14 protein-coding genes are annotated in these 11,745 nt (G+C 65.6%); 10 read left to right on the top strand and 4 right to left on the bottom strand.

All coding sequences use genetic code 11. The features are described 5' to 3' along the window. The first annotated feature begins 74 nt into the window (after positions 1–74). Positions 75–893: a transcriptional regulator TbsP gene (locus N6C22_RS15225; protein WP_261651976.1), complete on the top strand. Its 819-nt coding sequence runs from the start codon at positions 75–77 to the stop codon at positions 891–893. 390 nt (positions 894–1,283) lie between these two features. Here N6C22_RS15225 and N6C22_RS15220 read toward each other — a convergent pair whose 3' ends face one another. Next, the gene (locus tag N6C22_RS15220) at positions 1,284–1,562 is read right to left on the bottom strand and encodes an amphi-Trp domain-containing protein (RefSeq protein WP_261651975.1); all 279 of its coding nucleotides are present in this window, start codon (positions 1,560–1,562) and stop codon (positions 1,284–1,286) included. 224 nt (positions 1,563–1,786) lie between these two features. On the opposite strand from N6C22_RS15220, the gene N6C22_RS15215 reads away from it, so the two are divergent. Further along, entirely contained in the window at positions 1,787–2,068 is a 282-nt protein-coding gene (locus N6C22_RS15215; protein WP_261651974.1) for a PadR family transcriptional regulator, read from the top strand. Positions 2,069–2,126: 58 nt separating this feature from the next. Beyond that, positions 2,127–2,366: a hypothetical protein gene (locus tag N6C22_RS15210; RefSeq protein ID WP_261651973.1), complete on the top strand. Its 240-nt coding sequence runs from the start codon at positions 2,127–2,129 to the stop codon at positions 2,364–2,366. Here the strand turns inward: N6C22_RS15210 and N6C22_RS15205 are convergent, their stop codons facing one another. Next, positions 2,367–3,632: an AI-2E family transporter gene (locus N6C22_RS15205; RefSeq protein ID WP_261651972.1), complete on the bottom strand. Its 1,266-nt coding sequence runs from the start codon at positions 3,630–3,632 to the stop codon at positions 2,367–2,369. Positions 3,633–3,724: 92 nt separating this feature from the next. On the opposite strand from N6C22_RS15205, the gene N6C22_RS15200 reads away from it, so the two are divergent. From N6C22_RS15200 to N6C22_RS15185, 4 genes are all read left to right on the top strand, one after another. Further along, positions 3,725–5,029 (top strand): MgtC/SapB family protein, encoded by a 1,305-nt coding sequence (locus tag N6C22_RS15200; protein WP_261651971.1) that lies wholly within the window; start codon positions 3,725–3,727, stop codon positions 5,027–5,029. A gap of 75 nt (positions 5,030–5,104) precedes the next feature. Next, positions 5,105–6,478, top strand: a complete 1,374-nt coding sequence (locus N6C22_RS15195) for an aminotransferase class III-fold pyridoxal phosphate-dependent enzyme (protein WP_261651970.1) — start codon at positions 5,105–5,107, stop codon at positions 6,476–6,478. Between the two features lie 57 nt (positions 6,479–6,535). After that, positions 6,536–7,687, top strand: a complete 1,152-nt coding sequence (locus N6C22_RS15190) for a thiolase family protein (protein ID WP_261651969.1) — start codon at positions 6,536–6,538, stop codon at positions 7,685–7,687. 78 nt (positions 7,688–7,765) lie between these two features. After that, positions 7,766–8,167: a hypothetical protein gene (locus tag N6C22_RS15185; protein WP_261651968.1), complete on the top strand. Its 402-nt coding sequence runs from the start codon at positions 7,766–7,768 to the stop codon at positions 8,165–8,167. A gap of 6 nt (positions 8,168–8,173) precedes the next feature. Here N6C22_RS15185 and N6C22_RS15180 read toward each other — a convergent pair whose 3' ends face one another. Together N6C22_RS15180 and N6C22_RS15175 are read right to left on the bottom strand one after the other, a co-directional pair. After that, positions 8,174–8,812, bottom strand: a complete 639-nt coding sequence (locus tag N6C22_RS15180; RefSeq protein ID WP_261651967.1) for a dienelactone hydrolase family protein — start codon at positions 8,810–8,812, stop codon at positions 8,174–8,176. A gap of 81 nt (positions 8,813–8,893) precedes the next feature. Then, positions 8,894–9,223, bottom strand: coding sequence for a hypothetical protein (locus N6C22_RS15175; protein WP_261651966.1), 330 nt, complete (start codon positions 9,221–9,223; stop codon positions 8,894–8,896). Positions 9,224–9,313: 90 nt separating this feature from the next. Between N6C22_RS15175 and N6C22_RS15170 the strand changes: the two genes are divergently transcribed. The 3 genes from N6C22_RS15170 to N6C22_RS15160 all read left to right on the top strand — a co-directional run bounded on the left by N6C22_RS15170 (position 9,314) and on the right by N6C22_RS15160 (position 11,743). Beyond that, positions 9,314–9,604, top strand: a complete 291-nt coding sequence (locus tag N6C22_RS15170) for a hypothetical protein (protein WP_261651965.1) — start codon at positions 9,314–9,316, stop codon at positions 9,602–9,604. Between the two features lie 88 nt (positions 9,605–9,692). After that, positions 9,693–10,619: an A/G-specific adenine glycosylase gene (locus N6C22_RS15165; protein ID WP_261651964.1), complete on the top strand. Its 927-nt coding sequence runs from the start codon at positions 9,693–9,695 to the stop codon at positions 10,617–10,619. A 191-nt stretch (positions 10,620–10,810) separates the two neighbouring features. Next, on the top strand, positions 10,811–11,743 hold the full coding sequence (locus tag N6C22_RS15160; RefSeq protein WP_261651963.1) for an arginine deiminase-related protein: 933 nt from the start codon (positions 10,811–10,813) through the stop codon (positions 11,741–11,743). The last annotated feature ends 2 nt before the right edge of the window (positions 11,744–11,745 follow it).

The following is an 11,745-nucleotide window of genomic DNA, read 5'->3' as shown; positions in this document are numbered from 1 at the left end:
ATGAATCGGCAAGATTTGAGGACGACGAGGCCAATAAAATTAAGTATCTAAACCGCGTTTTGTTGTGTATAGGCATGACTTCGAATTTACTAGACAGACAAATTGACGATATCCTCGGTAGTGTGCTGGAAGATGCCACGGGGAACGTTCTCGTGGTCAATCCGTCGGCCGATGCCATCGAGGAGTTCGTCCGTGTGGCGACCCGCTTCGAGGGCGACCTGCCGTCGGTCCACATGCTCGCCGACGAGCGCACCCTCAAGGACGTCATGGACGACTTCATCGTCGCCTCGAACGCGGCCGACCTCATCGACCAGGGCGCACTCGCGCTCCGTACCGTCGAGGAGACCCCGGAGAACTCCCTGCTCGTGACCGAGGACAGCGTCGTCGCGCTCGTCACCGCCGGCAACCGCGTCGGCGGCCTGACGACGGACGACGACGAGTTCGTCTCGACGGCGTACGACGCCTACATGACCGCGTGGGACGACGCGGCCGAGTTCAAGCTCCGCACGCCGCCGATCAGCCGCGTCCGCCAGACGCTCGAGACCGACATCAGCCCCGAGGCCGAGGACGACTTCTCGAACATCCTCGACTCGCTGGAGACCGCCCGTGGTGACGGCGAGGGCCTCGACGAGGTCACCATCTCGCTGCTCGTCGCGGCGAAGAACGAAGCCCTACTGTACGACATCAGCAAGTGGGGCGAGGACGTCGGCATCGCCTCGAAGGCGACGTTCTCCCGCACGAAGACCAAGCTCGAGGACATGGGCCTCATCGACACGGAGAAGGTCCCCATCGACGTCGGTCGCCCGCGCCTTCGCCTGAAGATCGGCGACGACCGCCTGCGCGACGCCGACAACGGGCAGCTCGCGACCATCGCCCAGTCCATCCTCAACTGAGAATTTCGCTCGATTTTTGCGGCCTGCACCCAGTCTGAGGAGTCACGACGCTGAATCCCCGTGTAGACAGCCGTGCACCGCTCTCGACGACGCCGCCCTCTGCGATTCTGACCTCGCTCACAAGACCGTGCACTCGCCGCTGTCGGTACCTTTAAGATACTCCGGTGGCATGAGTCAAGTGACGCTTCGCTTGGAGGGCCGAAGCGTCAGCGGGGACCAATTCAGGGCGGCAAGCGACCACGCGGGCTTTTATCCCGCGTGGTCTGCTTTCCTGTTTCGTACGACAACTCGACAGCGAGCGGTGCGTTCCGCCGCGATTCTCCGGAGTACGTGTTTCGGACAGCGACGGGTCGATGAAAAAGTCGGTGGGGCGAGTCCGTCAGCGCGGGCTCACTCGATCTGCAACTCGCCGTCGTCGCTCGCGCGTTCGTCCCACTCGAGCTCGAACTCGATGCTGAGTTCGCCCTCGGTCGCGCCCGTGGAGGTCTCGCGTTCGGCCTTGACCTCGAACGTCGGCCGGGCCGGGGGGTCGAGCGTCACCGACTGCTGGCCGGCGGTCAGGGTGATCGGGTCACCGGAGTCCAGCTTGTCCGCCACGTTGCGGAGCATCGCGGCGATGTCGCTGCGGGTCTGTTCCGATTCGGACTTGAACAGCACTTCTTCTGGCATAGTCGTGCCTACGTGAGCAGCCGGGATAAATACCCCTAGGCGAGGAACAGACTCTGAATCAAACATGTCGAATAATTTTGTGTATCACAGTACACAATATGTCGGAGTGATTATCGATTGTGTCCAATGGCAAGGATGTCAAGCCAAGATTTTTATATCAATACGGCGGTCTTGGCCGACATGTTTATTGTATCTGGTGTTCAAGGGTCTCTTGTACCTTTCCAATGCACGACCTGACAGGATTCCAGCGAGACTTGTTGTATGTCATCGCCGGGAAAGAAGAACCGCACGGACTGGCAATCAAAGAAGAGCTCGAGCAGTACTACGAGAAGGAGATCCACCACGGTCGCCTCTACCCCAACCTCGACACACTCGTCGACAAGGGACTCATCGAGAAAGGCCAGCGGGACCGACGCACGAACTACTACGTCCTGACCCGTCGTGGGCGCCGGGAGATCGAGGCCCGCAGCGACTGGGAGGGCCAGTACGTCGAAGCGGAAGCCTGACGACGTCACCGGGGCGTCGCGTAACGATTTTCTGCACCAGACCCCGACCGACTACCGGATGGACCGACGTATCCTGACGCTGCTCGCCGGCGTCCTCGCGAGCCTGGTCATCACGGCGGCGCTCTGGTGGTACTTCGAGACCCTTGCAGTGTTCCTGTTCCTGCCGTTCGTCCCCTTCCTGTTCCGTCGTGGTGACGGGTCCCGGGAACCCGAAGGACGGACCTGTCCACGCTGTGGTTTCCGGACGACCGACCCCGGCTACGAGTACTGTCCGCGCGATGGCGAACCCCTCGAGTGACTACTCCTCGTCTTCGTCCGCCTCACCGAGTACGGGCTCTGCGTGTTCCCCATCGTGGCCGCCGTCGGTCGGCGTGACGTCCGAATCGGCGCTGTGGCGCGTCGCGGCCGAGACGTCGGTGACGGCGGCCTCGTCGCCCGGCGTGAAGTAGGTCGGGTCGACGGCGTAGGGCTGGAGCTTCTCGGAGTGCAACAGTTCGGGCAGGACGAGCTTCGCGAAGTGGACCGACAGCACGAGGATCATCGGCCCGAGGAAGATGCCGTACCAGCCGAACAGGAGCGGCCCGAAGATGTACGCGAACATCACCGCGCCCACGTGGAGGTTCCGGCCCGAGACGTACGGGCGCAGGACGAGGTCCGGGATGACGTCAACGATGACGAACGAGACCGCGACGAACAGGATGGGGAACCAGAGCAGGCCGGACTGCTCCGTCGAGAACGCCTGGAAGAACAGCCAGCCGGAGACGGGGAAGTAGACGAGCTTCATGCCCACGACCGGGATGAGGCTCGCCGCACCCGCGAGCAGGCCGACGAGGGCCGCGTACGGGATGGCCAGATTGCCGGTCGGTGCGTACACGTTCAGGACGCTGTACGAGAGTGCCCCGATGACACCGGTCAGAAACGCGTTCAGTATGTTCCCGAAGAAGATGTTCCGGAAGTCGCGGTCGACGGCGGTGAGGTAGGCACGCAGGACACCCCGGTCGTCGCCGAACGTCGACATGAACCACCGCGAGAGCTTGTGGCCGTCCCGGAGGAGGTAGAACGCCAGCGCGATCATGATGAACAGGTGAAGCGCCCCCGTCCCGACGATGCCGATGAACTGCTGGCTGTTGTTGAGGACGTCGGTCAGCACGCTCAGCCCCTCCTGGTTCGTCAGGAGGTCCTGTGGGTTCTGGACGTCGTTGGCGAGCGTGATGTACGGGTCGAGTATCTTCTGGAACTCCCCGAGCGTCCCGCCGTTCTCCTGTTGTTCCTGGAGGCTCTTGGTGAACGCGTCGACCTCCTGCAGTGCGATCGCCATCGTGTACGCCAGCAACAGCAAGAACGGGAGGGCGAGCGTGAAGATGGCGACGGTGGCGGCGAGGCTGGGTGGTCTGATGCGGCGTTTGAGCCGTCGATACACCGGGCGCGTGGCGTAGTAGATGAAGATACCGAAGACGAACGTCCCGATAAAGGAGTACAGGACGAACAGGAGCGCCCCGGCCAGGAGGGCTGCGATGGCCCACCAGGGGGCGCGTGACCGGCCGATATCGAAACCGCCGAGCATGTTGATTCTCGCGTCGCGTACCGGTAAAAACCTGTCGTGGTTCTGGAACCCCAACGTAAGGAAATAAGTCCCCGGTGCGTGAAGGCCCTGCAGTGGAACCAGTCCTCCAACAATCGCCGACTGCGGCCATCGACAGCCAGGTGGTCCGGCTCGTACTCGCCGGAGCGCTTGGATTGTTCCTCGGGCTGGAACGCGAGTGGTCACAGAAGTCTGCCGGTATTCGGACCTTCTCGCTCATCAGTCTCGCGGGCGCGGTGTTCACATTATTAGCGGCACAGACGACGTACGGGTGGCCGCTCCTGTTCGTCGGCGGCCTGTTGATAATCGCCCAGGGGGTGTTGCTCGCGGTCAGGGGCCTGCTCTCGGGCGGCGAAGACGGTCTCGCGCTGACCACGTCGACCTCGATGCTCGTGGCGTACGGGGTCGGTGCGCTGGTCGCGAGTGACCTCGTCATCGAGGGCGTCGCCGTCGCCGTCCTCTCGTCGCTGGTGCTGGTGCTCAAGCGCGAGTTGCACTCGTTCGCCGAGAACCTCTCGCGAGAGGAGGTCCGCTCCGGCGCAGAGTTCGCTATCCTCGCGTTCGTGGTGTACCCGTTGCTGCCGGCGGGCGAACGAGAGTACAGCTTCCCCTTGCTCGGGCTCGACTCGCTCACCATCGAGCCCCGCGTGGTCTGGCTGATGGTCGTCACGGTCGCGGGCATCGGCATCCTCAACTACGTCATCGTCCAGCTGTACGGGGGACGCGGCATCGCAGTCACCGGGTTCTTCGGCGGCCTCGCGTCGTCGACCGCGGTCGTCGGGACCATGCTCGACCACGTTCGACAGAACAGGGAGGCCGTCTCCTACGCTGCGGCGGCCATCCTCCTCGCGGACGCGGCGATGGCGCTGCGGAACCTCCTCATCGTGGTCGCCTTCACCTTCTCGCGCGGTGTGCTCGTCGACGCGACGGCCCCGCTCGTCGCCGTCATCGTCACGGGTATCGTGGTCGCGGCGTTCACTGCGGACTGGTCGGAGAACGTCGACATCACGCTCGACAGTCCGTTCTCGCTCCGGTACGCGCTCGGTTTCGGCGGGATGTTCCTCGCGGTGCTCGTCGTCGGGTCGGTGGCGAACGCACAGTTCGGGGCAGCCGGCTTCCTCGCCACCGCGGTGGCCTCGGGTCTGGTCTCCAGTGCTGGTGCGACCACCTCCGCGGTGTTGCTGTTCCGCGGTGGGACGCTGAGTGCGGAGACGACAGTGCTGTCGGTCCTGCTCGCGACCGCCTCCTCGGTCGTGGTCAAGGCGGGACTGACGGCCGTGAGCCCGAACCGGTCGTTCTCCCGACGCGTCGCCGTCTACAGCGCGGTGTTGGTGACGGCAGGCGGCGTGGTGACCGCCCTGGTCGTCCTGACAGCCTGAGTATCGCCAGCCCCTCTCGTAGTAATTGCGCCAAACAACGAACGTATTAAAGGGGGCCTTTCCTTACAGGGGGACATGGACCGACACACGGCCGAGCCCCGGGTAGACCACATGCCCGGTTCGAAGGCACAGGAATGGGTGGAGTACCACCATCAGTTCTCCGCGCCGAGTACCTACGTCTACGACTTCGTCTGGGACATCACTGCCGACGCAGAGGGTCCGTTCTGTACCGACGTCGACGGCAACGTCCTCATGGACTTCACGAGCCACGTCGCCGCCGCCCCGCTCGGGTACAACAACCCGAAGGTCATGGACCGGCTCTCCGAGTTCGACCTCATCGACCCCATCAAGATCGCCGGACAGGACTTCTACGCCAGCGGTGGCTGGCCGCCGGAGGACCCGGAGATTCCCTCCCCGACGCAGCTGATGGACCGCCTCATCGACTCGACGGACCACTACGACATGGACCGCGTCTTCCTCTCTAACTCCGGCGCGGAGGCCGTCGAGAACGCCATCAAGATCTGCTACAACCGCCGCGGCCACCGCGGTGTCTGCTTCGACGGCGCGTTCCACGGCCGCACCCTGGGCGCGCTCTCGCTGAACCGCTCGAAGACCATCCACCGCAAGGGCTACCCCGAGGTCCCCGGCATCATCTCGGTGCCCTACATCTCGACCGAAGAAGCCTACCGCGAGAAGTGGCAGACCAACGGTCCCGGTGGGAACGTCCTCGCGGACAAGCTCGACCCCGACGCGGGCATCATCGACCCGGACGAGGTCGCCTACATCATCCTCGAACCCGTCCAGGGCGAGGGTGGCTACCGCGTCCCCCACGACGCCTTCATCAAGGACCTCGAACAGCTCCGCCACGACCACGGCATCTACGTCATCGTCGACGAGATCCAGGCCGGGATGGGCCGAACCGGGAAGATGTGGGCCGTCGACCACCTCGACCTCACCCCGGACGTCATCACGAGCGCGAAGGGGCTTCGCGTCGGCGCGACCATCTCGCGCTCCGACGTGTTCCCGGAGGAGAAGGGCCGCCTCTCCTCGACCTGGGGCGCGGGTGACGTGCTCTCGGCCGCACAGGGTGTGGCCACCATCGACGCCATCCACGAGCACGACCTGCTCGACAACGCGACCGAACGCGGTCGCCAGATGTGGGAGACAATCGCCGACGCGGACATGGACTCCATCGTCGACATCCGCGGCCGCGGCCTGATGTTCGCGGTCGAGTTCGACACCAAGGACCGTCGCGAGGAGGTCATCAAGCAGGCACTCGGTCGCGGGCTGCTCACACTCGGCTGTGGCTACAAGAGCCTTCGCCTGCTCCCGCCGCTCGACGTGACCGAGCGCGAGATAGACATCGGTGCGAACGTGTTCCTCGAGGCGGTCGACGCCGCCGAGCACACGGCCCCCACCACGACGGCCGGCTCCGGCGACGCCTCGTAAACACCCCGTCGTACTACAGCTAGCTGGTTTTCTCCGTCCGGCGCGTCCACTTCTTGCATGAGTGTCGTCCTCGTCGACGGCGCGCGCACCCCGCACGGTGACTACCTCGGTGCGCTCGCGTCCGTCTCCGCCATCGACCTCGGTGCGACCGCCGTCTCGGGTCTCGTCGACCGAACCGGAATCGACCCGACCGCCGTCGACTGGGTCGTCCTCGGAAACGCCATCCAGGCCGGCCTCGGGCAGGTTCCCGGTCGGCAGGTCGCCCTGGCGGCCGGCCTCCCGGCGACCGTTCCGGTGACCACGGTGAACGAGGCGTCCGGCTCCGGTCTGCGTGCCATCGCCGAGGGCGTCGACCACATCGCGGCCGGCCGCGACGACGTGGTGGTCGCCGGCGGCTTCGAGTCCATGTCGAACGCCCCGCACACGCTTTCTGGCCTCCGGACCGGGACGCGGATGGGTGACGCCACGCTCGTCGATTCGATGATCCGCGACGCGCTCTGGGACGAGACCGAAGACGCCCACATGGGGGTGCTGACCGAGCGTCTGGTCGACCGGTTCGACATCCCGCGAGCCGCCCAGGACGAGTACGCCCTGGAGAGCCACCGTCGGGCCGCGAACGCGGTCGAGTCCGGGCTGTTCGACCCGGAACTCGTCCCGGTCGAGACCGACGATGGGACGGTCTCGCGGGACCACGGTCCACGGGCCGACACGTCGCTGGAGCGGCTCGCCGACCTGCCGCCCGCGTTCGGGGGGACCATCACGGCCGGAACCGCCTCGGACCTGAGCGACGGCGCGGGCGTGGTCCTGCTCGCCAGCGAGGAGGTTGCCGACAGCATCGGCGAACCGCTCGCCCGCGTGGTCGACTACGCCGTGGCCTACCGCGAGCCGGAGTGGTTCGGGATGGCGGTCGCCGACGCCGTCGACGACCTGCTGACTGCGAACGGGCTGACGCCGGACGACGTGGCCCACTTCGAACTCAACGAGGCGTTCGCCGCCCAGATGCTGTACGTCAGGAACCGGTTGAACATCTCGCACGAACAGCTCAACCCCCGCGGTGGTGCCATCGCGCTGGGCCACCCCATCGGTGCGTCGGGCGGGATGCTCGCGACGAGCCTCGCCCACGCCCTGTACGACGCCGGGGAGCGCTACGGTGTGGTCGGCATGAGTATCGGCGGCGGTGGCGGTATCGCGATGCTGCTCGAACGGTAGTGGGGGATTCCCCCTGTCGGGCCGACTGCGAGCACGCGCCACGGTGGATTGATGTGTTAACGAAACGATAGTACTGGCATGACTCTCTCACGCCGGCAGCTACTGCAAACGGTAGCCGTCCCCCTCGCGGTCGGTCTCGCAGGCTGTTCGTTCTCCGGGACCCTCAACGGGACCCCGGCGGGCACCCTGTTCGTCGAGGTGAACAACCAGACCGACCAGTCGGAGGCCGTGACCGTCCAACTCCGGGAGTCCGGGCAGGTGCTCGACGAGGTCTCGGAGACCGTCCCCGCGAGCACCAGCGACACGGTCCGGTTCGACAACACCGGCGGGCCGTACGACGTCCGGGTCGTCGGCGACGAGTGGAGCACGAGATACACCTGGAACCTGACCGGCTGCAACGAGAAGCGTTTCAGAACCGTACTCAGCACCCAGGAAAGCGGCGTTCCGAAGGTCGAAAACAGCAGCGGCTGCGTGGAGTGACCTTCCTCACTCGAAGTGGCGTCTGAACCACTCGAGCGCCAGTTTGGTCACCTCTTCTAACTGTCCGGGTCCCTCGAACAGGTGTCCGGCGCGGGGGACGACCGCGAACTCCTTATCGCAGTCCAGTTCGTCGAAAACCTCCTGGTTGAGCTGCCGGACCTGTTCGTCCTCCCCGCCGACGATGAGGAACGTCGGGGACTCGACGGCCGGGATCGCCTCCGCCGCGAGGTCGACCCGCCCACCGCGGGAGACGACCGCCGCCACGGCCGGCCGTTTCGCCGCGGCTCGCAGGGCGGCGGCAGCACCCGTACTCGACCCGAAGTAGCCGATGGGGAGGTCCGCGGCGTCGTCGTTGTCGCCCAGCCAGTCCGTCGTCGCGACGAGCCGGTCGGTCAGCAACTCGATGTCGAAGCGGGCCTGATGATCGACGTCCTCCTCGGGTATCAGGAGGTCGAACAGCAACGTCCCCAGCCCGTTGTCGCGGAGCTTCTCCGCGACCGCGTTGTTCCGCGGGCTCCGGCGACTGCTCCCGCTCCCGTGGGCGAACACGACCAGCCCCAGCGCGTCGTCAGGCACACGGAGCTCGCCGGGGAGTGTTACGTCACCGACGGGTATCTCGACCAACCGACGTGGTTCGATGGCCATAGGGCTAGTTCGACGGAACAGCCGATGAACTCGGACCCTGAGTGGCCCACCTCGTTTTGATGGGGGTGGGTTCCCGAGACCTCAGAACTGGTATCGCCGGTCGTCGTCCTGGGGCTGCTGCGGGAAGGCGCTCTGGCCGGTCATCTCGTCGAACGTCATCCCGCTCAGGTACTCGTCGTAGGTCACGTCGTACTCGGAGCGCAGGTGGAAGTCGAGCTTGCCGGTGTCGACCGTCGACTGGAACAGCATGTGGACCGCCCGCTGGAGCAGGTCCTCTGGCTGGCCCGTCCCCAGCGCGGTCGAGAGCATCGCCAGCTCCATCTTGGTCTCGCGGTCGAAGTCGAGGCCGAGGTCGTCGAGGTCGTCGTAGGCCGCCGACACGTCCGTCTGCAGATCGTCGAGGTCGCTCATCGAGTGGTGGCAGGGTACGGAGACGGAAGCCGGTTTCGTGTCCTGTCTGCACTACAACTAAGGACCTGTCGAGAATATGGTCGGTCGAGTATGCCCTGTCCCGTCTGTGGCGGTACCGAGGCGACGACCGTCAACGTCCGCGTCCCCAAGCAGAGCGCCGTAAGCGAGTTCGTCGGGAGCACCTGGGACGGCCAGAACGTCGCCCGGTGCAACGACTGTGGCGTCATCTACGACCATCGCATCGCCGATGAGACCGGTACCGAGACGAACGTCGGCGAGTCGACCGACTTCGACGAGCCCACGAACTGTCCCGACTGCGGGTCGCGGAACCCGCCCGAGCGCGACACCTGCTCCTACTGCGACACACGGCTCGACCGCTGAGGCGGGCAGGGAATCGCGGTCGACGGCCGGCCGGTACGATCCGAATCAGCACGGCTAAACCCGGCACCTCCCAAGCGACCCACAACAGATGACCGAGTCCGACGACTGGTCGTTCCCGGACGACGTGACCCTCGAAACCGTCCAGCGACAGCTCATCGAGTGGTACGAGGCGGACCATCGCCAGTTCCCGTGGCGCGAGACCGACGATGCCTACCGCATCCTCGTCTCCGAGGTGATGAGCCAGCAGACCCAGCTCGGCAGGGTCGTGGAGGCCTGGCACGACTTCCTCGAGGAGTGGCCGACCGTCGAGGCACTGGCGGAGGCGGACCGCGCCGACGTGGTCGGCTTCTGGACCGACCACTCGCTCGGGTACAACAACCGGGCCAAGTACCTCCACGAGGCGGCCCAGCAGGTCGTCGAGGAGTACGGCGGCGAGTTCCCCGAGACCCCGGGCGAACTCCAGGAGCTGATGGGCGTTGGCCCGTACACCGCCAACGCGGTGGCCTCCTTCGCGTTCAACAACGGTGACGCCGTGGTCGACACGAACGTGAAACGGGTGTTGTATCGTGCCTTCGACGCGCCAGACGACGATTCGACGTTCGAGTGGGCCGCGGGCGAACTCATGCCCGAGGGCGAGTCGCGGGTGTGGAACAACGCCATCATGGAGCTCGGTGGGGTGGCCTGCGAGAAGACGCCCAGCTGTGACGAGGCGGGCTGCCCGTGGCGGACGGTGTGTCACGCCTACGAGACGGGGGATTTCACCGCGCCCGACGTGCCGACGCAGCCGAGTTTCGAGGGGAGCCGGCGGCAGTTCCGGGGGCGCGTCGTCTCGACCCTGCGGGAGTACGACGAACTGGCGCTCGACACGCTCGGCCACCGGGTGCGCGTCGATTATTCCGCCGAGGGCGAGTACGGCCGGGAGTGGCTCCGTGGGCTGCTCTCGGACCTGACCGACGACGGGCTGGTCGAGGTCGACGACGACGAGGGGGAGGCGGTCGCGCGCCTCCAGCGGTGAGGTTTCGACCCGGGCACGCGGGCGGGACGAGCACTCACGTCGGGAGATGCTGACGAACGGTTCTGAAAAGCGAACAAACGAACAGAATTCTCCTCAGAAACGGTTGTATAGTTCAATATTATCGTTTTGCCGCTGCCGGATGTCTTCTAATCAGCACAGGAATTATACAATAGTAGTCCAATATTCTGTTCGTGTCCACGAACGTCTCCGCAGTCTTCGACGAAGCCCAGCCCTGTTCACTGTCCCTCGGCGACCTCGCGTATCGTCCGGCGCACGACACGGTCCTCCTCGTTCGACCGACGTACTTCGACGTTCACTACGACATCAACCCCTACATGGGTGGCGAGGTCGACGGCGAGCGTGCCCTCGCCCAGTGGCGGGAACTGAAGCGTATCTACGACCAGAGCGCTGCGTCGGTCACGGTGCTCGACCCGGCCGAGACGTGGGACGCGGTGCGAGACGAGTCCGGTGTCGACCCGGAACGACTGCCGGACATGGTGTTCAGTGCGAACCACGGGCTCGCGACGCCCGACGGCACCGGTGTGATTCTCTCGCGGATGGCGACCGAGGAGCGTGCCGGGGAGCCGGCCCACTTCGCGGCCTGGTGTCGCGAGCAGGGATACGACGTGCTCGATGCGCCGCCGCACCTGTTCGAGGGGACCGGCGACGCCATCTGGCATCCCGGGAAGGAGCTGCTCTGGGGCGGCTACGGCGTCCGAACGGACCGGGCGGTGTACGACGACCTCGCGGCTCGTCTCGGCGTGCCCGTGGTGACGCTCGAACTCACGAGCGAGCACTACTACCACCTCGACGTCTGCTTCGCGCCACTGGACGAGAAGACGGTGCTCATCCAGCCCGAGGCGTTCACCGACGACGGGCTCCAGACGATCCACTCGATGTTCGAGCGCGTCCTCACGGTCCCTCGAGAGGAGTCCCGGGACGGGCTGGCCTGCAACTGCCACTGCATCGACGGCGAGACGGTCGTCCTCGGCGCGGGGAACCCCCGGACCGAGCAGGTCCTCGCCGACGCCGGCTATCGCCCTGTCCCGGTCGAGACGGGGGAGTTCCAGAAGGCCGGCGGGTCGGTCTGCTGTCTGAAGCTGCAACTCGGTCGGCTGCCGTAACG

The organism is Haloarchaeobius sp. HME9146 (genome assembly GCF_025399835.1).
In the GTDB taxonomy this organism is placed as follows: domain Archaea; phylum Halobacteriota; class Halobacteria; order Halobacteriales; family Natrialbaceae; genus Haloarchaeobius.
The sequence above is the reverse complement of the archived record's forward strand: the minus strand, read 5'-3'. Positions and strand labels throughout refer to the sequence as shown.